Consider the following 23530-nt stretch of genomic DNA (forward strand, 5'->3'; position numbering starts at 1 on the left):
CTCTCACGGCGCCCGTACACGGACGGTAACCCGAGTGACTTTACGCCCCCCGGGCCGAACGGTGGGGACCGGCGGTTCCGGTGGTGTTGAGCATTGGGACCGGGCCACTATACCGATGGATCGTCCCCGAGGAAGTCTCCTTTGTGGTGCAGATCGCCGTGGCGCGGGGCGTACAGACTTCTGCGCCCCATTTCGTCACCTAACGCACAAGACGGGACAACCGTCGGTCAGCGAGTGGGCGGCCGCCGGTCTGGCAGGTGGGGCAGTACTGCAGGCTCGAATCTGCAAAAGAGACATCTCTCACCTGGTCGCCGCAAACAGGGCAGGGAAGGCCGGTTCGACCGTGCACCCGCATCCCCGAGCGCTTCTCGCCCTTCAGCTCGGCCGCCCGCTGACCCACCGACCGGTCCACCGCGTCGGTCAGCACCCGCCGCGCCGCCTCGTACAACCCCGCCAGCTGATCGTCGGTGAGCCGGTTGGTCAACGCGAACGGCGACAACCGCGCGGTGTGCAGGATCTCGTCCGAGTACGCGTTGCCGATGCCGGCCAGCACCTCCTGCTCGGTCAGCACCCCCTTGACCTGACCCCGCCGACTGCGTAGCCGCTGCGCGAAGGTGCCCGGGTCCACCGCGAGCGCGTCCGGACCCAGCCGGGCCACCCCGGGCACCTGCGCCGGATCGGTCACCAGGTACGCGGCCAGCTTCTTCTGCGTACCGGCCTCGGTCAGGTCGAAGCCCGAGCCGTCGTCGAGGCGGACCCGTACGGCGATCGGCCCCTTGCCCGGCTTCAACGGCGCGGCCGAGGGAAACGACTCCCGGTAGTGCAGCCAGCCGGCCCGCGCCAGATGCACCAGCAGGTGCAGCTCCGCCCCGCCGGCCGTCGCGCCGAACGTGACGTTGAGGAACTTGCCGTGCCGGCCGGCGTCGGTCACCGCCGCGCCGGCGACCGCCGACGGCGGCGGATCGTACGTCTTGAGCGCGTTGATCGCCGACACCTCGACACGCTCGACCCGACGGCCGACCGCGCGCTGGCGCAGGTAGGCCGCGAGCGCCTGTACCTCCGGCAACTCGGGCACGTCCTAGACGGTAGCGTCTGACGACGTCGAGCAGGAGGGTTGACCGGTGAGAGTCGTCGTGGCGCACAACCGATACCGGCAGGCCCAGCCGTCCGGCGAGAACGTCATCGTCGACAGCGAGATCGACCAGCTCACCGCCGCCGGCGTCGAGGTGATCCCGTTCCTGCGCAGCTCCGACGACATTCCGGCGCTGCCGGCCACCGGCAAGGCGCTGCTGCCGATCTCGCCCAGCTACGCCCCGGCCGCCCAACGCGACCTGGACCGGCTGCTCGCCGAGCACCGGCCGGACGTGCTGCACCTGCACAACCCGTACCCGCTGATCTCGCCCTGGGCGATCCGCACCGCGCACCGGCATCGGGTGCCGGTGGTGCACACCGTGCACAACTACCGGCAGGTCTGCTCGGCCGGGCTGTACTTCCGCGACGGCCGGATCTGCACCGAGTGCCGGGGCCGGGCGATCGGCCTGCCCGGGGTGGTGCACCGCTGCTACCGGGGTTCCCGGGCGCAGAGCGCGGTGATGGCGGCGACCCTGGCGCTGCACCGGCCCACCTGGCGGTCGGTCGACCGGTTCATCGCGCTCACCTCGGCGGTCGCCGGGCACCTGCGCGACTACGGCGTCCCCGACGAGCGGGTCGTGGTCAAGCCGAACGCGATCGCCGATCCCGGGCCGCCCGCCCCGCTCGGCGACGGCTTCCTCTTTCTCGGTCGGCTCACCCCGGAGAAGGGCATCGGCCTGCTGCTCGACGCCTGGCAGCGGCACCCGGACGGGTCGCTCGGCACACTGCGCATCGGCGGCGACGGCGAGCTGCGGCCGCTCGTCACCTCGGCCGCCGCCGGCCGCGCCGACATAGACTTCCTCGGCCCGCTGGACAGATCAGCGGTACGCGACGCGCTGCGCGCCAGCGCCGTGGTGCTGGCCGTCTCCACCTGGCACGACGTCCTGCCGACCGTGGTGATCGAGGCGTTGGCCAGCGGCCGGCCGGTGCTCGGCACCGCCCTCGGCGGCATCCCCTACCTGATCGGCGCCGACGCGGCTGGCCACGCTGGCACCGGCGCCGCTGCCGGCTGGGTGGTGCCGCCGGAGACTGCCGCACTTGCCGCCGCCCTGCCGGTCGCCCGCGCCAGCGCCGCCGCGCTGGCCGGCGTCGCCCGCACCCGCTACGAGACGACCTTCCACCCCGACGTGGTGATGAAGCAGCACCTCGCGATCTACGAGGCGGTCACCACCAGGATCACTTGACCCGCCACCAAGATCGATCTTCCGGCCCGTGAGGGTCGGTCAGCGTAGGGCGGCGCGGGCCGAGAAGGTGATGCTGGCCAGCAGGAAACCGCCGTTGACCAGAGTGAACGCGGCGATCAGCCAGACCGTCAGCACCGGAGCGACGGTCAGCACCAACCCGGCGACGAAGATCACCGCGCCGTAGTCGCGGATCAGCTTCACCAGCCGTACGGGCAGCGAGGTCGAGGTGACCATGCTGGCCGCGTTCGGGCCGGCCTGCATCACCGAGGTCACCAGGTTCACCATCCAGGTGCCGGCGAACGCCGCGAGCAGCCACACCGGGGTCTCCGGCAGTTGCGCCACCGCCACCGCGGACAGCGCCGTGACCAGCGCGATCTGCGCGGCCACGTCGCAGAGCACGTCGACCCGGGCCCCGGCCGCGCTGGTCTGCCCGGTCACCCGGGCCAACTGCCCGTCGGCGCAGTCCAGCGCGTACGCGATCTGCCAGCCGACCAGCGCGACCAGCCCGATCAGCCAGGCCGGGACGGAGCCGTCGGCCACCGCGTCGGCGGTCGCGATCACCGTTACCGACGCGGCCAGCCCGAGCAGCAGGTTCGCCACCGTCAGCACGGTCGGTGCCAACCGCAGCCGGGCGGCGGCGTACGCGAACACCGCCCCCAGCCGCTGGCTGACCGCCTCGCTGAACAGCCCACCCCCTCTGTTTGCCTGAAAGAAGGCTTTCAGGAACGGGGTAGACACTGTTTGTTCACCTTGAAGGCATGCTGAGGGCATCGAGGTATTCTGCCAGCCGCCCCCGGACGGCATCCGCACCGAGGTGCAGGTGTTCCAGGATGGTGTACCGGTCCGGCCGGGTGTGCGGGGCGTGCAGCACGGCGGCGACGAAGTCGTCGTCGGTCAGCCCCAGGTCAGCGGGGCGCACCGGCAGCCCGTGCCGGCGCAGCGCCGCCGCCAACTGCCCGAACCGCAGCCGGTCCCCGCGCAGGAAGGTACAGAACAGCGCACCCAGCCCGACCTGCTCGCCGTGCGAACCGGCCCCGGGATGCAGCAGGTCGAGGGCGTGCGAGATCTCGTGACAGCCGCCGCTGGCCGGCCGGCTCGACCCGCACACCGCCATCGCGATCCCGCCCAGGATCAACGCCTCGGCGAGGGTGGTCAGAAACGCGTCGTCGCCGAGCCCGCCCGGATGGCTGATCAGCGCCTCCGCCCCGGTGCGGGCCAGCGTCACGGCGAGACCGTCGATCGGCTCGTCGCGGACCGCGTGCGCCAACTCCCAGTCGGCGACCGCGCTGAGGTTGCTCAGCGCGTCCCCGACGCCGGCCCGGGTCTGCCGGTCCGGGCCGTCGGAGACGAAGTCCAGATCGACCACGATCGCCAGCGGGATGTGCACGCCGTACGACCCACGTCCGCCGTCGTGGTCCAGCGACGCCACCGGGGAGGCGATCCCGTCGTTGGCCAGGCTGGTCGCCACGCTCACCATCGGTACGGCGTACCGGGAGGCGGCGTACTTGGCGGTGTCGATGGTCTTGCCGCCGCCAATGCCGACGACCGCGTCGTAGGAGCGTTGCCGCAGCTTCTCGCCCAGCTCGTGGGCGGCCTCCAGGGTGCCACCGGCGACGGTGAAGACGTCGGCCCGGCCGAGCCCGGGAGCGATCAGCTCGGCGATCCGCTCGCCCTGGCCGGGGCCGACCACCACGGCGACCTCGCCGCCGGCGGAGATCCGGCGGTCGGCGAGCAGCGCGCCCAGGCCGGCGACGGCACCCCGGCGCACGTCGATGGCGAGCGGGGTGTGCACGGTACGGGCTAGTAGCGGCATGCGATGTCCCGCGCCTTGATCAGGTCGTCGTGGTTGTCCACCTCGACCCAGTCGACGTTGCCGATCGGCGCTGCCCGCACCTCACCGCCACGGTCGGCGTACTCCTGGTAGCCGTCCTCGTAGTAGAGGTTGGGGTCGCGCCGCCAGGTCGCCTCCAGCGCCTCGGCGAGCCCGGCGGCGGCCGACGCCTCGATCAGCGTCGCGCCGATGTACTCGCCGTGCGCCTGCGCCGGATCCATCAGCTTGGTGATCCGGGTCAGCTGCCCGGCGTCGTCGAAGACGACCTTCATCTCCTCGTCGGCGAGCTTCTTGACCGTGTCGACGGCGAGCAGGATGCCCGGCCCGCGCCCGGCCAGCAGCGTCTGCTCGACGCTGGCCGGGTGCACGGTGTCGCCGTTGACCAGCAGGGCACCGGCGGCGAAGTGCTCCCGCGCCAGCCACAGCGAGTACGCGTTGTTCCATTCCTCGGCGCGGTCGTTGTCGACCAGGGTCAGTTTCACTCCGTGGCGGTCCTGCAGGTCGGCCTGCCGGGTCCGGACCGCGTCCGCGGCGTAGCCGACGACGACGACCACGTCGGTGAGCCCGGCGGCGGCGAGGTTGCGCAGCCCGATGTCCAGGATCGTGGTCTCCCCGTCGACCGGTACCAGCGCTTTCGGCAGAGTGTCGGTGTACGGCCGCAGCCGCCGTCCCGCTCCGGCAGCGAGCACGAGACCGATCATCAGACGGTCCTCCTGGTGAGGGGTGGGTGGGGTACCGGTGGAGGATAGCGGCATCAGCCGGGAAGCGCGGCGAGGTCGGCGAGCAGCATCAACCGCTGCTCTGGCTCCAGCGACTGGTACGGGCCGGCGGCCCGGCGGTCGGTCTCCTGCTCGATGGCCAGCCGGGCCGGGCCGGGCGGCAGGTCGACGATGCTGCGGGCGGTGTGCCCGGCGGCGGTCCAGGCGGCGGCGTGCGCGTCGGCCCGGTGGTAGCGCAGCACGGTGAGCCGGTTGAGTAGCAGCACCCCGGCCGGGGTGCCCTCCGGCTCGTACGGCGGGGCGACCGCGCGGAACGCGTCCTGCCCGCCGGTGTCGGTGTCCGGGCCGGCACCGGTGTGGCCGGTGTCCGGGCCGGCGTCGCCGGTGCCGGCCAGCGCGGCGGCCAGCAGTCGGCCGGTCAGTTCGACCAGCCGGGCCAGCCGGGCCGCGTGCTCGGCACCCCAGATCTGTCCGGTGACCGTGGCGTGCAGCCCGTACAGGTCGGTTAGGAAGGCGCCGCCACGTTCGGTGGCCCGCAACGCCCCGTCCGGATGGCGCACCAGCATCCCGTACGCGACCTGCTTGTCCAGCACCCGCTGACAGCTCGCCGCGTCCTGGTAGCGGGTGACGGCGGCGAACCCGGCGGCGTCGACCAGGCCGGCCGGCGCGGCCAGCCGGGTCCGCAGGTCGACCAGGTAGCCGACGGCGGCCGGACCGCCGTACCGCTGACGCAGCTCGGCCCCGGCGGTGTCGGCGGCGGCCATCGCGGCCCGGTGCACCCGGTCGACGACGGGGGCGGTGAGCGCCGCGCACTGGTGACCGGGCAGCCACAGCTGGTCGCCGGCGCTCACAGGCTCAGGGAGCGCAGTACGGCGAAGCCGTTCTCGGCGATCCGCCGGATCAGCCCGTCGTTGACGTGAGCCGATTCGTCGAGCACGTCGAGCGCGTCGGCGGCGAGCCAGCGGAACTCGGTGTGCTTGCCGGCTTCGAGCTGCGGATTGGCCAGGTCACCGTCGACCCGTACCAGATAGTCGAGCTCGACCCGGGCGATGCCGTCGTTGCCGACGTAGGCGTACTCACCGACCTCGGCGAGGATGTGGGAGACGGTCCACCCGGTCTCCTCGCGTACCTCCCGGTGCAGGGCTTCGATCGGCGTCTCGCCGGCTTCGAGGTGGCCGCCGGCGATGTCCCAGGTGTCGGGGAACAGTCGACGCTGCGGCGAGCGGCGCTGGAAGAAGATCCGGCCGTCGTCGTCGACGATCAACGCCGCGACGCAGCGCAGCGGTTCGCTGGCTGCCGCACGGTCGGGGGGTGGGGCGGACACGCCTGTGACCCTAGCGAGCACCCCGGGGGAAGAACCAGGACCAGCATGTGTGCTGCCGCACCAGCCGACGGTGATCGGCCGGGCAGGTCGTACGCTGGCACCCATGAGCGCCGAGCAGCTGATCTCGTTCGCCCGTGGGGCGCCCTCGCTGGACATCGTCGACGTCGACGGGCTGAAGGCCGCCGCCGGCCGGGCCTTCGACGCCGACCCGGCCGGGGTGACCGCCTACGGCACTTCCGTCGGCTACGTTCCGTTGCGCCGCTGGATCGCCGACAAGCACCGGGTCGCGCCGGAGCAGGTGCTGGTGACCAACGGGTCGCTGCAGGCCGACGCGTTTCTCTTCGACCACCTGGTGAAGCCGGGCGACGCGGTGGTGGTGGAGCGGCCGACGTACGACCGGACGCTGCTCAACCTGCGTCAGCTCGGTGCCGAGGTGCACCCGGTGACGCTGCAGCCGGACGGGCTGGACACCGACGAGCTGCGCAAGCTCCTGGAGTCCGGGGTGCGGCCGCGGCTGGCGCACGTCATCCCGAACTACCAGAACCCGGCCGGGGTGACGCTGTCGCTGCCGAAGCGGCGGGCGTTGCTGGAGCTCGCGGTCGAGTTCGGGTTCACCATCTTCGAGGACGACCCGTACGCCGACATCCGGTTCCGCGGCGAGGCGCTGCCGTCGATGCTGTCGCTGGACACCGCCGGCGTGGTGGTGCACGCCTCCAGCTTCACCAAGACGGTCTGCCCGGGTGTGCGGGTCGGTTACCTGGTCGGCGCCGCCGGGCTGATCAAGGAGATCGCGGCGCGCGCCACCAACCTGTACATCTCACCGGGCATGGTGGCCCAGGCGATCGTGCACCAGTTCTGCGTCTCCGGCGACCTGGACCGGTCGATCACCACGGTGCGTACCGCGCTGGCCGAGCGCGCCCGGGTGCTGGCCGAGTCGTTGCGCAAGCACATCCCGGGGGTACGGTTCACCGAGCCGGACGGCGGGTACTTCCTCTGGGTCGACCTGCCTGACGACGTGGCGGTGGACGCGCTGGTGCCGGCGGCCGCGCAGCGCGGTGTCGCGGTGGTCAAGGGCAGTGACTTCCTGCTCGACGGCGGCGAACACGCGCTGCGGCTGGCCTACTCGGCGGTCACCGTCGACCAGATCGACGAAGGCGTACGCCGGTTGGCGGCCGCGATCGACGAGGTACGCGCGGGGTAGCCGGCCGGCGTCTCTGCCGGCTTCGGCCGGGCGGGTGCCGGGGTGCCGGGAAGGAGACGGGCGGATGGCGGACCAGGACCGTGGGCAGCAGCGGTGGCCGGACGGCGGGAGCAGCCGCGCGTTGTCGCGGGCCTGGACGGCCCCGGTCCGGGCGGTCAGCCGGATGCTCACCTCGACCGAGACCCCGCTCGCGCCGGACCCGTCGTCGGTTGAGGAACGCAGTGGGGTGGTCGACTGCGCGCTCTACATCGACGGCATCCGCCAGCCGGGCTCGTGGCAGCATCCCGAGGCGCTGGCGACCGCCCGCCGGGAGCGCAACGCGTTCGTCTGGCTGGGGCTGCACGAGCCGAGCCTGGCCGAGATGGCCGGCATCGCCGACACCTACGGGCTGCACGAGCTGGCCGTGGAGGACGCGGTCAAGGCCGAGCAGCGGCCCAAGCTGGAGCAGTTCGGCGAGGTCAACTTCCTGGTGCTGCGAACCGCCCGGTACGTCGACCACGAGAAGCTGACCGGCGACTCGGAGGTGGTGGAGACCGGCCAGGTGATGCTGTTCATCGGGCAGGGTTTCGTGATCAGCGTGCGGCACGGCGACGCCTGCCGGCTGGCGCCGGTGCGGGCCGACCTGGAACGCAACCGGGACCTGATGGTGCAGGGGCCGTGGGCGGTGGCGTACGCGATCACCGACCGGGTGGTGGACCTCTACCTGGAGGTGGTGGACCGGATCGAGACCGACCTGGACACCGTCGAGGCGGACGTCTTCTCGCCCGAGGCCAGCGACAAGGTGCACGAGATCTACCAGCTGAAGCGGGAGCTGGTGGAGTTCAAGCGCACCGTCGCCCCGCTGCAGCGGCCGATGATGACCCTGACCGCCGAGATCAACGATGACGTGCCGGCCGAAATCCGCCGTTACTTCCGGGACGTGCAGGACCACCTCAGCCGGGTGGTGGAGCAGGTCAACGCGTACGACGACCTGCTGAACTCGATCCTGCAGGCCCGGCTGGCGCAGGTGACCGTGGCGCAGAACAACGACATGCGCAAGATCGCCGCCTGGGCCGGTATCGCCGCGGTGTGGACCGCGTTGGCCGGCATCTACGGGATGAACTTCGAGTTCATGCCGGAGACCGGTTGGGAGTTCGGCTACCCGGTCGTGCTCGCCCTGATGCTGGGCATCTCACTGGTGCTGTACCGGTCGTTCCGGCGCAACGGCTGGCTCTGAACGCCGTCGTGCCGCTGCGGTGTCGTGCCGCTGCGGGCGTCCGCCGACGCCCGCAGCGGCACGGTCCGACCGCCGGTACTCAGGCGCGCCCGTTACGGGCGGTCGTCGTCGGGTCGCTGTCCATCGCGGAGATTGGGTCGCCGTGCGGCTTGCCGCCGTCGGCCGGCATCGGCGTGACCGACTCGTGGGTGGCACCGCCGGCCGCCCGCATCGTGTCCAGCGCCTGACCCGGGTCGTACTCCTCCCACTGCGTGGCCTGGCGACGCCGTACCGCGATGGTGCCGATCGCGGCTCCCGCCGCGAGTACGCCGACGATCATCGGCCAGCGGCGGCGGCTGTGCTTGGCACGCTTCGACGGGGTGAGCTTCGCCTTCATCGCCGGCATCGCGGTCCGTTTCGCTGCCTTCATGTTCTTCATGTTCTTCATGTTCTTCATGTTCTTCATGTTCTTCATGTTCTTCGTCTTCGCCTTCCTGGTTGCCCTGCGGGCCCCGTCGGCGGCGGCCACCGCCAGCGGAGCCAGCGTGGCCATGGTCGCGGTCATGCCCTGGGACGCGGAGCCGCGTACCCGGTCAGCGGTGGGTGCCACCGCGTCCCGGGCGGCGTGGATCCGGGGTCCCACGGTGGCCCCCACGCCCCCGGCCGCGTGCGTCGCCGCCTGCATGAAATGATCAAGGCTCTCGCCGAGCTCTGCTCGGACGAGATCCCGCCGCCTGGCGCGCCTGGAGATCCTCAACACCGCTGCCTACCTCCTGTGCCGTCGTTACGCCGTCATCCTCCACCTTCGGGTGCCTCCGTGTGACCGGATCGGGCACATGGGAGGATCCGCATGGAACTGACCAACAACTGAGGAGTACCCGTGGCTGAGGCTGTCTACGCCACCTTGCACACCAACCATGGACCGATCCGGTTGGAGCTGTTCGCCAACCACGCACCGAAGACGGTCCGCAACTTCGTCGAGCTCGCCGAGGGCACCCGTGAGTACACCGACCCGCGTACCGGTCAGCCGGGCAGCGGTCCGTACTTCGACGGCACCATCTCGCACCGCGTGATCAGCGGGTTCATGGTCCAGATGGGCGACCCGACCGGCACCGGTCGGGGCGGTCCGGGCTACACGTTCGCCGACGAGTTCCACCCGGAGCTGCGCTTCGACCGGCCGTACCTGCTGGCGATGGCGAACGCCGGACCGGGCACCAACGGTTCGCAGTTCTTCATCACGGTCAGCGCGACCACCCACCTGAACAACCGGCACACGATCTTCGGTCAGGTGGCGGACCAGGACTCGGCGAAGGTCGTCGACTCGATCGCGAACACGCCGACCAACCCGGCGGACCGTCCGCTCAGCGACGTGGTGATCAACCGCGTGGAGATCGAGCGGGTCGGCTGAAGCCGACCGGTCACGAGGCGGCCGCCGCGAAACTCGCCGGGTAACCTTGGCGCTCATGAACGAGCACCGGGTTGCCGGCTCCGGCGCGGGTCGTCGTCCCCGGCGCGGTGAGGTGGCGTGCAGTGAGGTGGCGTGATGAGTGATCCGGCCCCGACGGTGCCGGTCTGCTACCGGCACACGTCCCGGGAGACCTGGGTCAGGTGCGCCCGGTGTGAGCGGCCGATCTGCCCCGACTGCATGCGGGACGCCGCGGTCGGGCACCAGTGCCCGGAGTGCGTCGCCGAAGGGCGACGGACCCAACGGTCGGCGCGCACTGCCTTCGGTGGCAGTGCCGCCGGCCAGCAGGGCACCGTCACCAAGGTCCTGATCGGCATCAACGCGGTCGTCGCCCTGATCGGGGTGGCGATCTCCGGCGGCGGCTCGCTGCTCGGTGCCGGGCTCTTCTCGGCCGCCGGGCGGCTGCACGCGTTCGGCGGGGTCATCGGCCCGGACGTCACCGTCCGGGCCAACGGCGCCGTCCTCGCCGGCGCGCTGCCCGGGTACGGCGACGTCTTCGTCGGCATCGACGGCGGCGGCGTCTACCGGCTGATCACCGCGATGTTCATCCACTACGGGCTGTTGCACCTGCTGTTCAACATGTGGGCGCTGTGGGTGCTCGGCCGCAACCTGGAGGCGGTGCTCGGACCGGCCCGGTTCCTGGCGCTGTATCTGATCGCCGGGCTCGGCGGCAACGTCGCGGCCTACCTGGTCGACCCGGGTGCGCTGTCCGCCGGTGCGTCCACTGCGGTCTTCGGCCTGTTCGCCGCGTTCTTCATCGTGCTGCGCCGGCTGAAGCGGGACACCTCAGCGGTGGTCGGCATCCTGGTGATCAACTTGATCCTGACCTTCACCGTGTCCAGCCTGTCGATCGCCGGTCACCTCGGCGGTCTGATCACCGGCGGGTTGATCGGGGTGATCCTGGCCTACGCTCCGCGTACCAACCGTACCGTCGTGCAGGCGGTCGGTGCCGGTGCCGTTCTGCTGTTCCTGATCCTGGTCACGGTGGCCCGGATAGCCCTGGTGCACGCCGGTTGACGGTCCGGGCGCGGCCGGGCACACGCTCTGCAGCGCAGCCCGCTGCAGTGCCGCCGCGACCTCGTCCGGCGAGGTACCGCCCAGTTCGTTGCCGCTGATCAGGTGGAGCGAGTCGCCCGCGTCGATCTCCAACAACTCGCTGCGGATGCCCCGGTGGCCGCGACGGTCCACGCTGATCGACTCGATCCGGTCCCAGGCGATGGTGTGCCGGCGGGAAAAACCGGTGATGACGCTGACCCCGTCCGGCCCGGCGGCCAGCCGTACCGGCACCACCAGGTCGCGGACCGCCCAGCCGACCAGGCCGGTGGCGGCAAGCAGCGCGAGGACCAGCCGGACCGGATCGCCGTCGCCGAGGAGCAGGCCGGCGGCACCGATCAGTACGGCGACCGCGATCTTGCCAGCCGGGACCTTGCCGGCGACCCGCCAGGTCAGCTCCGTGGGTTCGCTGTGCATCGGTCAAGGATGGCTGTGCACCGGCGGAGCATGCCAGTCGCGCGGGGCGAGGATGCCGGTCGCGCGGGGCGAGGATGCCGGTCGCGCTGGTCGCGGCGTACGATTCGGAAAACGAGGTTACCCGGGAGTAGGTAGGCATGAGGGACGCGGTCATCATCGGAGCGGTCCGGACCCCGATCGGGCGACGCAAGGGTGCCCTGGCGTCGGTGCATCCGGTCGAACTGTCCAGCCACGTGCTGCGGGCGCTCGCCGAGCGGATCGGTCTGGAACCGGCCGACGTCGACGACGTCGTCTGGGGCTGCGTGTTCCAGGCGGGCGACCAGAGCTGGAACATCGGGCGCAACGCCGTACTCGCGGCGGGCTGGCCGGAATCGGTGCCCGGCACCACCGTCGACCGGCAGTGCGGGTCCAGCCAGCAGGCGCTGCACTTCGCGGCCGCCACGGTGATCTCCGGGCAGGCCGACCTGGTGGTGGCCGGCGGCGTCGAGTCGATGACCCGGGTACCGATGGGGGCCAGCACCGGTGCCGGGCGGCCGTTCGGCGACCAGGTGCGGGACCGGTACCGAGGGGTCGACGGCGTCGTCGCGGATGATCCCGTCCCGTTCAACCAGGGGGTCGGCGCCGAGCTGATCGCGCGGCGCTGGGGGTTGTCGCGTACCGCGTTGGACGAGTTCGCGCTGACCAGCCACCAGCGGGCGGCGGCCGCCCAGGACGCCGGCGAGTTCGACGCTGAGATCGCGCCGGTGCCGGTCACCGGCGCCGACAAGTTCGGTGCCGACGAGGGCATCCGTCGGGACACCTCGCTGGCGAAGCTCGGTGAGCTGGCCACGCCGTTCCGGGCCGACGGGGTGGTGACCGCAGGCTCCGCGTCACAGATCTCCGACGGCGCGGCGGCGCTCGCGGTGACCACGTCGGAGTGGGCCCGGGCGCACGGCGTACGGCCGTTGGCGCGGGTGCACACCGCGGTGGTGGCCGGTGACGACCCGGTGATGATGCTGACCGCCCCGATTCCGGCGACGGCGAAGGCGTTGCGCCGGTCCGGGCTCGACCTGACCGACATCGGGGTGTACGAGGTCAACGAGGCGTTCGCTCCGGTTCCGCTCGCCTGGCTGGCCGAGACCGGTGCGGACCCGGCCCGGCTGAATCCGCACGGCGGTGCGATCGCGCTGGGCCATCCGCTCGGGGCCAGCGGTGCCCGGATCATGACCACGATGCTGCACCACATGCGCTCCAACGGCATCCGGTACGGGCTGCAGACGATGTGTGAGGGCGGCGGGATGGCCAACGCGACCATCGTGGAAATTCTGTAGCTGAAATTTCACCGTTACCCCGAGTCATTGCACATTGACGTGTCGTTAACACGACATGGACGTCTTCTCCCGCACGTTCCTGCCGGCGGCGGCTGAGACCGCCGTCCCGATCTCGACCACCAGTCGGCACATGCCGGTGTTCCGCCGCTGTGTCTCGCCCAACGAACGCACCGTGCTCGTCACCCGGTGCCAACGCCCCGACCAGCCGATGCAGGGTGACTACCTGCTCCTGTTGACCCGGCGGCGGCTGGTGGTGACCCAGGAGACGCTGCTGTGGCGCCGGCTACGGCTGCACCTCAACAGCGAACTGCGTCACCTCGACCACGTCACCTGGACCACCGATTCGCGGGCCGGCATCGTTGAACTGGCGGTCACTGCCGTCGACGGCATCCGGGAACGGTTCCTCATCAAGGCCGGCGACCCGGCGCGAGCCAGCCACATCGAAGCCCTGTTCGGCTACGCGTTCCTGGCCCGCCCGTTGGACGCCCGCAGTGGTGCCGCCGCCTGACTGGCAGGAACCGGCCGGCTGAAAGCGGCGTAGTCGTAGCGGCTGGTGGCCAGTCGGTCACGGACCGGCGATCGGTGACTGGATCGACCCGGAACAAGCCGAGCACTTCAACCACACCTCGCGGGTGCGGCCACTGATCAGGGCGAAGGTGAAGGCCTTGCCGGCGCCGAGGCATTTCGGGCAGATCGGCGGCCGCCGTCGCCTTGGCCCCGGCAGATCATCTCTCTCGCCCATGGGGCGAGATTACCGCCCACCATTACTCCGAGTGGAGGTCGACCGCCGCCGAAAATCTCCCGGGCGACCTGGAGGCGCACCTGCGGCTCGCCGGGCCCGTCCGCCCGACGGGTTGGGCTAGTCTGGGTCCACTGCCACCGTACGCATTCGGAGACCACCGTGAAGCTCTCGATCCTCATGCCGGTCTACAACGAGGAGGCGCGGGTCGGCGATGCCCTCAAACAGGCGCTCGCTGTCGACTATCCGTGCGAGATCGAGTTCCTGGTCGTCGACGACGGCAGCCGCGACGGCACCGGTGCGATCCTGGAGAGCGTCGACGACGCACGGCTGCGGGTGATCACCCATCCCCGTAACGCCGGCAAGGGCGCGGCGATCAAGACCGCGGTGGATTCCGCCGAGGGTGACTACATGGTGATCCTCGACGCAGACCTGGAGTACGACCCGCAGGACATCCCGAAGCTGCTCGAGCCGGTGCTGGACGGTCGGGCCACGGTGGTCTACGGCAACCGGACCTTTGGCAGTCACAGCGCCTACAGCTTCTGGTACGTGATGGGCAACAAGGCCGTGACCACGGCGGCGAACGTGATGTTCAACTCCTACATCGGCGACCTGGAGACCTGCTTCAAGCTGCTGCCGCTGTCGTTGTACCGCTCACTCGACGTGCGCTCGCGCGGGTTCGGCATGGAGGCGGAGGTCACCGGCAAGCTGCTGCGTCGCCGGATCCGCCCGTACGAGGTGCCGATCTCCTACCGGGCCCGGGGCCGCGAGGAAGGCAAGAAGATCACCTGGAAGGACGGGGTCGAGGCACTGTGGATCCTGGGTCGGGAGCGGACCCGGCGCCAGGAGCGTGCCGTCCCCGGCGCCTGAGCCCCGCCGTCTCCCGCCCCGCCGTCTCTCTGGTAAACCGCTGACGAATGCCGGTCAGCCGGTGACGAACCGGGTGACCGAGCGCCGCAGCCCGGCCGGGTCCAGCCCGTGCCAGCGGTCATGGTCCGTCGCGCTGCCGTACCGATGCAGATCCTCCCGCCCGACGCCCAGCGACAGCAGCCGGTGCGGCCGGTCCGCCAGCGCCGCGCCGACCAGGTGACTCGACGTACCGGCCATATACGGCTCGACCAGCACCACCACCGGGTCGAGGTGATCGACGAGCATCCGTAGCCCGGTGACGTCGAACGGGCGCGGCGTGTTCGTGTACGCCACCGTCACGTCCAACCCGGTGACCGCGTCCAGCGTCGCATCGAGCATCGGGCCGACCGCGACGACCACCGGGGCTCCCCCGCTGCCCCGACGCACCGTCACCAGTCGACCCGACACCCCGTCACCGTGCGGGCTGCCGTTGCCCCGAGCGGCCAGCCGCAGGTAAACGGCGTCGTCGTGACCGGCCGCCGCCCGCAGCAACGGCCCGACCTCGTCCGGGTGGCCCGGTACGTGCACCGTCCACGACCCGGCCGTGTCCAGCAGCGCCACGTCACCAGGGGACATGTGGGTGCGGCCCTCCGCCGCCGCGTCGTACGACCCGCCGATGCTGACCAGCACCGCGCCGACGCCCTGGTGGTCGAGGTCGAGCTTGATCTGCTCGTACGCCCGGTCGACCAGGAACGGCGCGTAGGAGTGGGCGATGGTCCGCAGCCCGGTCAACGCCAGCCCGCCAGCCACGCCGATCATCAACTGTTCGCGGATGCCGACGTTGAGCACCCGGTCGGGGTGCCGGCGGGCGGCCGGGGCGAACGCCTCGGCCGAGATGTCGGCCAGCACCAACGCGGTACGCGGGTCGTCGTCCAGCAGGCCGGTGGTGGCGCGGGTGAAGGCGTCACGCATGACCGTTCTCCTTGCTACCCGAGGTGGTGTACTCGCCCGGCTCCGACGCGGCGTACTTGGCCGGAGTCCGGGCGACCACCAGGTGCGGGTGTACCCCGTCGCGGCCGGTCAGCGCTGCGGTCAGCGCCTCGTGGTCGCGGCCGTCGACGATCGTCGTGGTCCAGCCGTTGACGCTGAACCGGCTGGCCAGCCCGCCGGGCCAGCCGTGGGTGGCCGAGTCGTTGTCGACGACGATCGCGGTCAGCTCGGCGAGCTGCCGGCTGCCGGCGTACGCGATCGCCTCGTGGTTCGACCCCTCGTCGAGCTCGGCGTCGCCGACCAGGACGTAGACCCGGGCTCCGCCGACCCGACCGGCCCGACCGACCCCGCCAGCCCCGCCGGCCCGATTGACCCCGCTGGCCTGGTCGGTCAGGCCCTGGGCGCGCAGACCGAGCAGCATGCCGACGCCGAGGCCGAGCCCGTGCCCGAGTGAGCCGGAGCCGATCTCCACCCCGGGCACCAACAGCCGGTCCGGGTGGTGACCGAGTGGGCTGTCCGGCCCGGCCAGGTCGTCGAGCCAGGCGTCGGGGATGAACCCCTTAGCGGCGAGTACGGCGTAGTAGGCGGCCGGACCGTGCCCCTTGGAGAGCAGGAACCGGTCGCGGTCGGCGGCGTCGACGGTCTGCGGACTGATCCGCAGAATCCGGTCGTAGAGGACCCAGAGGACGTCCAACGTCGAGTTGGCGCTGGGCTCATGCTTCTCGTCGCCGGTGATCCGGCGCAGCAGCGGCGGAAGGGCCGCGTACCCGGTGTCGGTCGGCGGCTGATGCGGCGGCGCGACCGGGCTGGCTACGAAGGCTGGCATGCCCCTACCCTGCAAGTTGAAGTTGACTTCAACTCAAGGGTGGTGTGATGCAGCGGACACTGACCATCGGCGATCTGGCCGCCCGGTCCGGGGTGGCACCGTCGGCGCTGCGGTACTACGAGCGGATCGGGCTGATCCGAGCCGGTCGTACCGGCGGAAACCAACGCCGGTACGACCGCACCGAGCTGCGCCGGGTCGCGTTCATCCGGATCGCCCAGCAGATCGGGGTGCCGCTGGACGAGATCCGCCAGGCGCTGGACGAGCTGCCCGAGTCGCGTACCCCGACGAAGGCTGACTGGGCGCGGCTGTCCCAGCGCTGGCAGGCTCGGCTCGACGAACGGATCGCGCTGCTGACCCGGCTGCGCGACGACCTGACCGGGTGCATCGGCTGCGGCTGCCTGTCGCTGCGGTCGTGCACGCTGTACAACCCGGCCGACCGGCTGGCCGCCACCGGACCCGGTCCGCGCATCCTGCTCGATGGCGGCTAGCACTTGCCGCTCGAGGGCGGCTAGCGTTGCTCCGTCACCAGCAGCACCTTGCCCAGGTGGTCGCTGCTCTCGACGATCCGGTGCGCCTGCGCCGCCTGCGCCATCGGCATCCGGCGGTCGATGACCGGGCGGATCGCACCCGAGGCGACCAGCGGCCAGACCTGGTCGTGCACCCGGCGGACGATCTCCGCCTTTTCGGCGAGTGGCCGGGACCGCAGCGTGGTCGCGAAGATCGTGGCCCGCTTGGTCAGCAGCGCACCCAGGTTCAGCTCGGCGGTGCGGCCGCCCTGCAACCCGATGATCGTCAACCGGCCGCCGGTGGCCAGCGTCCGTACGTTGCGTTCCAGGTAGGCACCGCCGATGATGTCGAGGATCACGTCCACCCCGCCGTCACCGTCGCCGGTCAGCTCACGGGCGCGGGCGACGAAATCCTCCGTGGTGTAGTCGATCGTGTGGTGGGCGCCGAGCGCCCGCAGCTGTTCATGCTTGGCCGCGCGGGCGGTGGTCAGCACGGTCGCGCCGAGCGCCGCACCGAGCTGGATGGCGAAGGTGCCGATCCCGCTGCCGCCGCCGTGCACCAGCAGCGACTCGCCGGCCCGCAGCCCGGCCAGCTTGACCACGTTCGACCAGACGGTGCAGGCCACCTCGGGCAGCGCGGCGGCGTCGACCAGGCTCAACCCGGCCGGCACCGGCAGCAGCTGCCCGGCGGGCACGGCGACCCGCTCGGCGTACCCGCCGCCGGCCAGCAGCGCGCACACCTGGTCGCCGACCTTGTGGTGGGAGACGTCCGCGCCGACCGCGCTGATCACCCCGGAGCATTCCAACCCGAGGTACGGCGACGCGCCCGGCGGCGGTGGGTAGTGTCCCTGCCGTTGCAGCAGGTCGGCCCGGTTGACGGCGGTCGCGGCGACGTCGACGATCACCTCGTCCGGGCACGGGGAGGGGTCGGGCACCTCGGCCCGGACCAGGGCGTCGGGTCCGCCGGGCTGCGGCACGGTGATCGCGTACATGGGATAAGTCTTACCGGGTCGGCCCGTGTGCCGCCTGGCGAACCCGGCTGGTGAATCCTGATGGCGCCCTCGGCTACCGCCGCGTTAACCTGCGGCGCGGAGTGCCGTCGGACGTCCGTGGCACACTAGGGCACAGTGACGCGGTGGCCGACCGTCCCCGGCCCGCCGCACCGGGAGGGCTCGCCTAGTGGCCGATGGCGCTGGTCTTGAAAACCGGTAAGGCAGCAATGTCTTCGTGGGTTCGAATCCCACGCCCTCCGCTCCGACAAGCAAGAACGCCCTCTGACAGAGCCAACTCCGGTCAGGGGGCGTCTTCGTGATGCGTGAACATCGCGACGAGTCATACACCAGGAACCTCATCCGGCGCTCATGAGGTATCTGGTGTATGACTCGCCGAGTCTCCGTGCGCGAGGTTGCGGGCGACGTGGCAGGCGATCTCGCGGAGTACGTCGATCTGGTGGTCGGTGAGGCCGTCGATGACGTACCGGCGGACGGCGGCGACGTGCCCGGGGGCGGCGGCGACGACCAACTCCCAGCCGGCGTCGGTGAGTACGGCAGTCGTGTAGCGGGGGTTGTCGGCGTCGGGCTCGCGCCGCAGCAGACCGCGTCGTTCCAGGCGTTTGACGACGTTCGACAGCCGGGACAGCGAGCTGGAGAGCTGACCGGCCAGGTCGCTCAGGCGCAGGGTGCGGCCGGGTGTCATGGACAGGACGCTGAGCGCGAAGTAGTCGAACAGCGTGAGGTCGTTGTCCCGCAGCAGCTGGGCATCGAGCGCGCTGGGCAGGTTGAACATGAGCTTAGCCAGGGCCAACCATGCTTCGCGCTCGCGGTCGGTCAGCCACTGGGGTTCGTCTGGCACAAGCCCAAGCGTACGTCTGCGGTTCACCGTTGAAGTGACGGATGTCTCAACCAGTTCAAGCTTGAACCAAAGCCAGCTACCGTCGAGCTTCAAGCTTGAACCTACGAGCATCTGGAGTAGTGGTGACCCTGTTCCGGCTGGACGCCAGCATCCGTACGCACGGTTCCGCAAGCCGCGAGATCGCCGACATCGTCGAGCAGGAGTGGCGCGCCGCCCACCCCGGCGACCCGGTGGTGGCCCGCCATGTCGGTGTCGACACTCTGCCCTCGACCGTCTGGGCGGCTGCGGTGACCGCCGGCATGACACCGGCCGAGGAGCAGACCGCCGAGCAGCGCGACGCCGTCGTTCTCGCCGCGACACTCGTGGACGAACTGATCACCGCCGACGCGATCCTGTTCGCCGTACCGCTCTACAACTACGGCGTCTCCCAGCACTTCAAGACGTACCTCGATGTGGTCCTGGGCGATCCACGGGCGACCGGGGTCCCGTTCCTCGCCGGAAAGCCGGTCGTGCTCGCCACGGTCCGTGGCGGCGCGTACGGACCGGGCACCCCACGGGAGGGCTGGGACCACTCCACGCCGTACCTGCGGCGGGTCATCGCCGACTGCTGGGGTGCTGAGCTCACCGTGGTGGAACGTGAGTTCACCCTGGTCGGGGTCAACCCCGCGCTGGACTCCTTTACAGACGAAGCGGCGCAGTTGCACGCCGGAGCGCTGCAGGCCGCCCGGGAGGCCGGTCGTGCCCTGGGCGCGCTGCCCGTCCCGGCCTGAACATGAAGGATGGCTGATTGTCCAACAGGCACCTTGCCGCTTCGGACATTCGCCGCCGCCGTTGGGTCCGAGCTGGACCGAGCCGGAGGTCTGACGAAGAAGGATGATCGGATACCTCCGATGGCCCTGGTCGCCGGAAACTGTCCCTCTTCGACTGCTGTGAGCCATCGATGCCGACCGGCACACTTCGCCGGTGACCTATCCAGCGCGCGACATCAACCAGCGTCCGTTGCCCACCACCGGTGCCGGGCGGCTCGGCCCCGGCCAGAAGGCAGCCGCCTACCTCGGCGTCGGTCTGGCGGTCTTCGTCCTGCTCTGCGGCGGCAGCTCGTTCCTGGCCAGCCTGGTCTCCTCGGAGCCGCAGGCCACCGGTGACAAGCTCACCGCGCTCAGCGGAAGTGGCGCTGACGGCGACCGGTCGGCACCGGCGACCTCCGCCGTGGCGGGCGGTTCGACCTCGGCCAGCCCGACCGCCTCGCCGACCGCCTCCCCGACCCCGAGCCCGAGCCCGTCCCCGACGGCCTCCGTCCCGAGCGTTGCGCAGCCGAAGGTGGAGACGAAGACGGTGACCGAGACGCGGGAGATTCCCTTCAAGGAGAAGCGTGTCGACGACCCCAATCTCGCCAAGGGCAAGACGAAGGTGAAGACCGCCGGTGTCACCGGCGTGAAGACGCTGACCTACCGGGTGACCTACACCGACGGGGTGCAGACCGCCAAGGAACTGATCAGTGAGAAGGTGACGAAGCAGCCGGTCACCAAGGTGGTGCTGGTCGGCACCAAGATCACCCAGCAGTGCCACCCCAGCTACACCGGCGCCTGCGTACCGTTCGCCAGCGATGTCGACTGTGCCGGCGGCAGCGGCAACGGTCCGGCGTACGTCAGCGGGCCGGTGCGGGTCGTCGGATCCGACGTCTACGGCCTGGACCGCGACGGCGACGGCGTCGCCTGCGAGTGATGCCGGGCGGACGGCCTACGGGATCACCCAGATCCGGGCCCACAGCCAGTAGACCAACGACACCAGCGCCATGATCGCGACGAAGGCCAGCGGCACCGCGACCAACGCGGTCAGGATCGGAAACCGGCGGTGCAGCCGTTGCCGCTGCTGCCAGCGCCACCAGGCCCGGCGGACCCCAGGTCCGCCGGGCAGGCGCAACGCGGCCAGCATCGCCCGCCGCCGCCAGGTGACCCGGACCGGCTCCGGGTCACGGATCCAGTCCGGCAGGGTGACCGGCTGCCGGCCACGCCGGGGCTGACCTACGTCGTCGGTACGCGGACCGGCAGCGTCGCTGCGGTCGCCGGACATGTCGGCCATGGCTTCCTCGCTGATCGAAGGGTGTTGGCGTCGGCGATGCCGAACCCATGGCCCGATGGTGACAGCGGTACGCCAGTCTGTCGTGATCATTTCGCCTGGTCAGGCCGCCCAGACGAGGCAGAAGGGGTGGCCGGCGGGGTCGGCGTAGACGCGCCAGCCGGGGCCGGCACCGTCGAGTCGGGTGGCGCCGGTGGCGAGGGCGGCATGTTCGGCGGCATCTACGCCCTGGACCTGCACGTCGAGGTGGATCTGCTGCGGGTACGCCGGGTCCGGCCAGCGGGGCGCGGCGTACTGCTCGACCTGCTGAAACAGGACGGGCTGCGCACCCTGTTCGCCGATCATGGCGATACCGTCCCCCTCGTAGGTCACCGGTTCGCCGAGCAGTCCGGCGTAGAAGTGGCTCAACTCCTTGGCGTCGGGGCAGTCGAGCATGACGCCCGCCAAGGTGGTGCGCGGCTCGTCGGCTTTCAGACACAGGCAGAACGGGTGGCCGGCCGGGTCGGCGAGGGTGTGCCACCGTTCGTTGCGTTGCAACAGGCTGGCACCGAGCTGCTGGGCGCGTTCGGCCGCCGCGTCGATGTCCGACACCTGGAAGTCGAGGTGGGCCTGCTGCGGTCGGTCCTGGCCGGGCCAGTCCGGCGGTACGTGGTCGACGGCCTGTTGCAGCCCGATCCGCCAGCCGTCGTCGGTGACAAGGGTGATCCAGTCGTCGTCATCGTCACCGGTGGGGCGGCGTCGCCAGCCGGCGAGCTGTTCGTAGAAGGTGGCCAGGCGATCGATGTCCGGCGCGTCGATCGCCACGGCCCGCAGTGAGCCGACCGCCTGCCGGTCTGGTTCGGTGGTCATGGCCCGATCCTGCCGACCCCAGCGCCGGCCCGCCACCGGAATTCGGCGTCGACGGTCGTCCTGACCGCAAGCGAGCGCTGCGCGGGCTTCCTACGCGGCGGAGTATGGAGTAGCCATGCGTTGTGCTAGATCACGTACTCCGCGTGCGGGGTAGCGCGATCCCAGATGTCACGGAAGCAGCCGCGCCGGGAGGCGGACCACGGTCTCATGCACCGGTACCGGGCCGGTCACCTGAACCTTTACCTCAACTGCCTGACGGAGCGTCGCCTGTCGACGATCGAAGCCACTCAAGGCACACTGCTGATCCTGCCACGATCGCGGTAGCGGTGATCTGCGGGTTTTGCCAGGGATGGTGTGCGAGTAGGTGGCGCTCCAGGGCTTCGTAGCGGGCTGCCGTGGTATTGAGTAACACCTGCCACTCTTCGCTCTCACCTTGACTGCCCAGGTGCCAAAAGACGCTGATCAAGGGGCCGATCACCTGTGCGTTCCCGGCCAGGCGAGCACCAACTGCCGATCGGGCGAGGGCCACAGCCGCCTCTCGCGTCTCGACTGCGGTCGACACCTGTAGATAGTCGCTCATGGTCTGAGGTTAGCGCCCACCCGACTTACTGAATCAGAGCAACAGTTGATCATCACCTCGCGGTACGGTTGCGGCGGCGGTCGATGCGGCGGTGCCGGATTCCGTACGGCCGGGGGCGCGGTTTCGGGAGGCGGCGCGATGAGTTCGACGGTGGGCGACAACGTAGGGCGGCTACGTCGACTCAGGGGACTCACTCAGGAGCAGTTGGCGGAGGCCGCCGGGCTCGCGGTCGAGACGATCCAGAAGCTGGAGCAGAACAAGCCGGGATCACCACGGATGTCGACCTTGCGGGCGATCGCCGCTGCGCTTGCCGTGCCGACATCCGTACTCGTCGGGCCGGCCGTCGCTGACCCGACGGCCGGGGCCGGGACCGATGGCGACGAGATCGCGGTTGACCTGCTACGGCGGGCGCTGACTCCGGCCCGTGGCTTGAGCGGCACGACTGTCGGTGATGTCTCGACAGATCCGCCGACCGTGCGAGAACTGCAGACGTCAATTGCCGAGATCGACCGGATCTACCATGGTGACGATTACGCCACCGCGCTCGCCCGGTTGCCGGTGCTGATCGGTGCAGCCCGCAGCCTTGTCGACGCGAGTGGCGGCGACCAGCGGACCGCTGGTGCGGGTCAGCTCGCTCAGGCGTACCAGATCGCCGGGACGACCTTGATCCAGCTCCGGCGTTTCGATCTTGCCTACCATGCGCTGAGTCTCGCGCTCGACGTCGCGGACGAGTCCGGCAACGAACTGGTCGCCGCGTCTGTTGTCACCACGATGTGCTGGCTGTTGCTCCGGCAGGGGCGGTTCGACGAGGCAGGGCGGTTGGCTGTCGCCACGGCGGACGCGGTGGAGCCACGCTTCTCCCGTACGGACCCGACCCGGCTGGCGGTCTGGGGCTGGCTCATGTTGCGCGGGTCGGCTGCCGCGATCCGCGATGGTCGCGCCGACGACGCCGGAGAAATGCTCGACGCCGCCGGTGCGGCGGCGGTCCGGATCGGCGAGCATCTTCCAGCAGACGTGGCTCTCCGCATGCCGGTGACCATGGGGGCCTTCTGCCCGGTGACCGTGGAGATGAAGCGGGTAGAGATGTCGGTCGTAGCGGGCGACCCGGTCACGGCGCTCGCGTTGGCGGAACGCGTACCGCCGGGGAACGGCCGGGCCACGTCGGACAACCGGAATCGTCACCAGCTCGACCGGGCCTGGGCCAACGCTGAGCGCGGCGACTTGGCCGAAGCGGCGCGCATCCTCTCCGGGCTCCGAGCGGAGTCACCGACCTGGTTGCGGCATCAGCGGTACGCCCGGGACATCGTCACCACGATCCTTACCCGTCGCCGTCGGCCGGTAAGTCAGGAACTGGCCGCGCTTGCTGACCTGCTGGGCGCAGGTTCCTGAGCGTCTTTCACATATTGTGCCTGCGCCGCTGTGGGCAGCGAG

The 23530-nt window shown here is 70.7% G+C and carries 26 protein-coding genes, 1 tRNA gene and 1 pseudogene; 13 read left to right on the forward strand and 15 right to left on the reverse strand.

Annotation, left to right across the window (positions count from 1 at the left end):
* Window positions 1–199: 199 nt before the first annotated feature.
* Window positions 200–1075 carry an Fpg/Nei family DNA glycosylase gene (locus O7610_RS23135; protein WP_281552563.1) on the reverse strand — a complete coding sequence of 292 codons (876 nt, stop codon included), beginning with the start codon at window positions 1073–1075 and terminating at the stop codon, window positions 200–202.
* A gap of 46 nt (window positions 1076–1121) precedes the next feature.
* On the opposite strand from O7610_RS23135, the gene O7610_RS23140 reads away from it, so the two are divergent.
* Window positions 1122–2315, forward strand: a complete 1194-nt coding sequence (locus tag O7610_RS23140; RefSeq protein WP_289211829.1) for a glycosyltransferase family 4 protein — start codon at window positions 1122–1124, stop codon at window positions 2313–2315.
* A 39-nt stretch (window positions 2316–2354) separates the two neighbouring features.
* Here the strand turns inward: O7610_RS23140 and O7610_RS23145 are convergent, their stop codons facing one another.
* From O7610_RS23145 to O7610_RS23165, 5 genes are read right to left on the reverse strand one after another with little or no spacing between them, the layout of a single operon-like run.
* Complete coding sequence (locus tag O7610_RS23145) at window positions 2355–3053, reverse strand: CDP-alcohol phosphatidyltransferase family protein (protein ID WP_281552565.1); 699 nt, start codon at window positions 3051–3053, stop codon at window positions 2355–2357.
* A gap of 7 nt (window positions 3054–3060) precedes the next feature.
* The gene (locus O7610_RS23150; RefSeq protein ID WP_281552566.1) at window positions 3061–4128 is read right to left on the reverse strand and encodes an iron-containing alcohol dehydrogenase family protein; all 1068 of its coding nucleotides are present in this window, start codon (window positions 4126–4128) and stop codon (window positions 3061–3063) included.
* Window positions 4116–4847, reverse strand: coding sequence for a phosphocholine cytidylyltransferase family protein (locus O7610_RS23155; protein ID WP_281552567.1), 732 nt, complete (start codon window positions 4845–4847; stop codon window positions 4116–4118). The genes O7610_RS23150 and O7610_RS23155 overlap by 13 nt, the downstream gene beginning before the upstream one ends.
* Window positions 4848–4900: 53 nt before the next feature.
* Window positions 4901–5716, reverse strand: a complete 816-nt coding sequence (locus O7610_RS23160) for a hypothetical protein (protein WP_289211830.1) — start codon at window positions 5714–5716, stop codon at window positions 4901–4903.
* Window positions 5713–6189, reverse strand: coding sequence for an NUDIX hydrolase (locus O7610_RS23165; RefSeq protein ID WP_281552569.1), 477 nt, complete (start codon window positions 6187–6189; stop codon window positions 5713–5715). The genes O7610_RS23160 and O7610_RS23165 overlap by 4 nt, the downstream gene beginning before the upstream one ends.
* Window positions 6190–6292: 103 nt before the next feature.
* On the opposite strand from O7610_RS23165, the gene O7610_RS23170 reads away from it, so the two are divergent.
* The gene (locus tag O7610_RS23170; protein ID WP_281552570.1) at window positions 6293–7390 is read left to right on the forward strand and encodes an aminotransferase-like domain-containing protein; all 1098 of its coding nucleotides are present in this window, start codon (window positions 6293–6295) and stop codon (window positions 7388–7390) included.
* A 163-nt stretch (window positions 7391–7553) separates the two neighbouring features.
* Window positions 7554–8606, forward strand: a complete 1053-nt coding sequence (gene corA, locus O7610_RS23175) for a magnesium/cobalt transporter CorA (protein WP_281555783.1) — start codon at window positions 7554–7556, stop codon at window positions 8604–8606.
* Window positions 8607–8685: 79 nt separating this feature from the next.
* On the opposite strand, the gene O7610_RS23180 is transcribed toward corA, so the two are convergent.
* Window positions 8686–9228, reverse strand: a complete 543-nt coding sequence (locus O7610_RS23180; RefSeq protein ID WP_289211831.1) for a hypothetical protein — start codon at window positions 9226–9228, stop codon at window positions 8686–8688.
* 237 nt (window positions 9229–9465) lie between these two features.
* On the opposite strand from O7610_RS23180, the gene O7610_RS23185 reads away from it, so the two are divergent.
* Together O7610_RS23185 and O7610_RS23190 are read left to right on the forward strand one after the other, a co-directional pair.
* Window positions 9466–9993, forward strand: a complete 528-nt coding sequence (locus tag O7610_RS23185) for a peptidylprolyl isomerase (RefSeq protein ID WP_281552572.1) — start codon at window positions 9466–9468, stop codon at window positions 9991–9993.
* A 135-nt stretch (window positions 9994–10128) separates the two neighbouring features.
* Window positions 10129–11067, forward strand: a complete 939-nt coding sequence (locus O7610_RS23190) for a rhomboid family intramembrane serine protease (RefSeq protein WP_281552573.1) — start codon at window positions 10129–10131, stop codon at window positions 11065–11067.
* A gap of 48 nt (window positions 11068–11115) precedes the next feature.
* Here O7610_RS23190 and O7610_RS23195 read toward each other — a convergent pair.
* Window positions 11116–11520, reverse strand: a pseudogene (locus O7610_RS23195) (PH domain-containing protein); the annotation flags it as partial.
* Between the two features lie 137 nt (window positions 11521–11657).
* On the opposite strand from O7610_RS23195, the gene O7610_RS23200 reads away from it, so the two are divergent.
* The 3 genes from O7610_RS23200 (at window position 11658) to O7610_RS23210 (ending at window position 14439) form a co-directional block, all read left to right on the forward strand.
* Window positions 11658–12830, forward strand: coding sequence for a thiolase family protein (locus O7610_RS23200; protein ID WP_289211832.1), 1173 nt, complete (start codon window positions 11658–11660; stop codon window positions 12828–12830).
* A gap of 55 nt (window positions 12831–12885) precedes the next feature.
* Window positions 12886–13338 carry a hypothetical protein gene (locus O7610_RS23205; RefSeq protein WP_289211833.1) on the forward strand — a complete coding sequence of 151 codons (453 nt, stop codon included), beginning with the start codon at window positions 12886–12888 and terminating at the stop codon, window positions 13336–13338.
* Window positions 13339–13731: 393 nt separating this feature from the next.
* A complete protein-coding gene (locus O7610_RS23210) occupies window positions 13732–14439 on the forward strand; it encodes a glycosyltransferase family 2 protein (protein ID WP_289211834.1) in 708 nt (235 codons plus the stop codon).
* Between the two features lie 54 nt (window positions 14440–14493).
* Here the strand turns inward: O7610_RS23210 and O7610_RS23215 are convergent, their stop codons facing one another.
* Together O7610_RS23215 and O7610_RS23220 are read right to left on the reverse strand one after the other, a co-directional pair.
* Window positions 14494–15390 (reverse strand): transketolase family protein, encoded by an 897-nt coding sequence (locus tag O7610_RS23215; protein WP_289211835.1) that lies wholly within the window; start codon window positions 15388–15390, stop codon window positions 14494–14496.
* Window positions 15383–16156 carry a thiamine pyrophosphate-binding protein gene (locus O7610_RS23220; protein WP_502959118.1) on the reverse strand — a complete coding sequence of 258 codons (774 nt, stop codon included), beginning with the start codon at window positions 16154–16156 and terminating at the stop codon, window positions 15383–15385. Before O7610_RS23220 ends, O7610_RS23215 begins: the two co-directional genes overlap by 8 nt.
* A 125-nt stretch (window positions 16157–16281) precedes the next feature.
* Between O7610_RS23220 and soxR the strand changes: the two genes are divergently transcribed.
* Window positions 16282–16722, forward strand: coding sequence for a redox-sensitive transcriptional activator SoxR (soxR, locus tag O7610_RS23225; protein ID WP_281552578.1), 441 nt, complete (start codon window positions 16282–16284; stop codon window positions 16720–16722).
* A gap of 20 nt (window positions 16723–16742) precedes the next feature.
* On the opposite strand, the gene O7610_RS23230 is transcribed toward soxR, so the two are convergent.
* Window positions 16743–17732, reverse strand: coding sequence for an NAD(P)H-quinone oxidoreductase (locus O7610_RS23230; protein WP_281552579.1), 990 nt, complete (start codon window positions 17730–17732; stop codon window positions 16743–16745).
* 173 nt (window positions 17733–17905) lie between these two features.
* Between O7610_RS23230 and O7610_RS23235 the strand changes: the two genes are divergently transcribed.
* A tRNA-Ser gene (locus tag O7610_RS23235) sits at window positions 17906–17992 on the forward strand.
* Between the two features lie 107 nt (window positions 17993–18099).
* On the opposite strand, the gene O7610_RS23240 is transcribed toward O7610_RS23235, so the two are convergent.
* On the reverse strand, window positions 18100–18591 hold the full coding sequence (locus O7610_RS23240; protein ID WP_289211836.1) for a MarR family transcriptional regulator: 492 nt from the start codon (window positions 18589–18591) through the stop codon (window positions 18100–18102).
* 122 nt (window positions 18592–18713) lie between these two features.
* Between O7610_RS23240 and O7610_RS23245 the strand changes: the two genes are divergently transcribed.
* Both O7610_RS23245 and O7610_RS23250 read left to right on the forward strand, forming a co-directional pair.
* Window positions 18714–19361 (forward strand): FMN-dependent NADH-azoreductase, encoded by a 648-nt coding sequence (locus O7610_RS23245; protein ID WP_289211837.1) that lies wholly within the window; start codon window positions 18714–18716, stop codon window positions 19359–19361.
* A 193-nt stretch (window positions 19362–19554) separates the two neighbouring features.
* Entirely contained in the window at window positions 19555–20316 is a 762-nt protein-coding gene (locus O7610_RS23250) for a G5 domain-containing protein (RefSeq protein WP_281552582.1), read from the forward strand.
* A gap of 15 nt (window positions 20317–20331) precedes the next feature.
* Here the strand turns inward: O7610_RS23250 and O7610_RS23255 are convergent, their stop codons facing one another.
* From O7610_RS23255 to cutA, 3 genes are all read right to left on the reverse strand, one after another.
* A complete protein-coding gene (locus tag O7610_RS23255; RefSeq protein ID WP_289211838.1) occupies window positions 20332–20673 on the reverse strand; it encodes a hypothetical protein in 342 nt (113 codons plus the stop codon).
* Window positions 20674–20772: 99 nt separating this feature from the next.
* The gene (locus O7610_RS23260) at window positions 20773–21519 is read right to left on the reverse strand and encodes a VOC family protein (protein WP_289211839.1); all 747 of its coding nucleotides are present in this window, start codon (window positions 21517–21519) and stop codon (window positions 20773–20775) included.
* A 244-nt stretch (window positions 21520–21763) separates the two neighbouring features.
* On the reverse strand, window positions 21764–22099 hold the full coding sequence (gene cutA, locus O7610_RS23265) for a divalent-cation tolerance protein CutA (protein WP_289211840.1): 336 nt from the start codon (window positions 22097–22099) through the stop codon (window positions 21764–21766).
* Window positions 22100–22237: 138 nt separating this feature from the next.
* On the opposite strand from cutA, the gene O7610_RS23270 reads away from it, so the two are divergent.
* Window positions 22238–23488 (forward strand): helix-turn-helix domain-containing protein, encoded by a 1251-nt coding sequence (locus O7610_RS23270; protein WP_289211841.1) that lies wholly within the window; start codon window positions 22238–22240, stop codon window positions 23486–23488.
* Window positions 23489–23530: the final 42 nt, after the last annotated feature.

Source organism: Solwaraspora sp. WMMA2065, from assembly GCF_030345075.1.
In the GTDB taxonomy this organism is placed as follows: Bacteria; Actinomycetota; Actinomycetes; order Mycobacteriales; family Micromonosporaceae; genus Micromonospora_E.

Excerpts from the sequence above, each read along its gene's own strand:
- O7610_RS23150 (WP_281552566.1), bottom strand. The coding sequence starts at position 4,128 with ATGCCGCTACTAGCCCGTACCGTGCACACCCCGCTCGCCATCGACGTG.
- O7610_RS23155 (WP_281552567.1), bottom strand. The coding sequence starts at position 4,847 with ATGATCGGTCTCGTGCTCGCTGCCGGAGCGGGACGGCGGCTGCGGCCG.
- O7610_RS23170 (WP_281552570.1), top strand. The coding sequence starts at position 6,293 with ATGAGCGCCGAGCAGCTGATCTCGTTCGCCCGTGGGGCGCCCTCGCTG.
- corA (WP_281555783.1), top strand. The coding sequence starts at position 7,554 with ATGCTCACCTCGACCGAGACCCCGCTCGCGCCGGACCCGTCGTCGGTT.
- O7610_RS23190 (WP_281552573.1), top strand. The coding sequence starts at position 10,129 with ATGAGTGATCCGGCCCCGACGGTGCCGGTCTGCTACCGGCACACGTCC.
- O7610_RS23200 (WP_289211832.1), top strand. The coding sequence starts at position 11,658 with ATGAGGGACGCGGTCATCATCGGAGCGGTCCGGACCCCGATCGGGCGA.
- O7610_RS23205 (WP_289211833.1), top strand. The coding sequence starts at position 12,886 with ATGGACGTCTTCTCCCGCACGTTCCTGCCGGCGGCGGCTGAGACCGCC.
- O7610_RS23215 (WP_289211835.1), bottom strand. The coding sequence starts at position 15,390 with ATGCGTGACGCCTTCACCCGCGCCACCACCGGCCTGCTGGACGACGAC.
- soxR (WP_281552578.1), top strand. The coding sequence starts at position 16,282 with ATGCAGCGGACACTGACCATCGGCGATCTGGCCGCCCGGTCCGGGGTG.
- O7610_RS23230 (WP_281552579.1), bottom strand. The coding sequence starts at position 17,732 with ATGTACGCGATCACCGTGCCGCAGCCCGGCGGACCCGACGCCCTGGTC.
- O7610_RS23255 (WP_289211838.1), bottom strand. The coding sequence starts at position 20,673 with ATGGCCGACATGTCCGGCGACCGCAGCGACGCTGCCGGTCCGCGTACC.
- O7610_RS23260 (WP_289211839.1), bottom strand. The coding sequence starts at position 21,519 with ATGACCACCGAACCAGACCGGCAGGCGGTCGGCTCACTGCGGGCCGTG.
- cutA (WP_289211840.1), bottom strand. The coding sequence starts at position 22,099 with ATGAGCGACTATCTACAGGTGTCGACCGCAGTCGAGACGCGAGAGGCG.
- O7610_RS23270 (WP_289211841.1), top strand. The coding sequence starts at position 22,238 with ATGAGTTCGACGGTGGGCGACAACGTAGGGCGGCTACGTCGACTCAGG.